This window comes from Microvirga pakistanensis, from assembly GCF_004458765.1.
GTDB lineage: Bacteria > Pseudomonadota > Alphaproteobacteria > Rhizobiales > Beijerinckiaceae > Microvirga > Microvirga pakistanensis.
Genome location: NZ_SPJX01000096.1, coordinates 1 through 212, shown reverse-complemented (window position 1 = coordinate 212; position 212 = coordinate 1). Strand labels below are relative to the sequence as shown.

Sequence of the window (212 nt, the reverse complement as noted above, 5' to 3'; positions counted from 1 at the left end):
CGGCTGGCAGCGCGTCGGCGTCATTCCGAACTATGCCCTGTGGCCGCAGGGCGGCCTGTGCGACACGACTTACTTCCACAAGCAGATCACGCCTGCTTGAGGGGGGGGGGGGTGAACTGAGCCTCCCGGCCTCTTGCGGGAACCCGGATGGTCGATCAAGATTTAGCCTTGAGCATAGGGCAGGTGATCGCCCTTTGATCGGGTGGATGCCT

1 pseudogene is annotated in these 212 nt (G+C 63.2%); it reads left to right on the top strand.

Going from position 1 to position 212, the window contains the following annotated elements:
• Positions 1-100 (top strand): annotated as a pseudogene (locus E4K09_RS30055) (GNAT family N-acetyltransferase); the annotation flags it as partial.
• Positions 101-212: the final 112 nt, after the last annotated feature.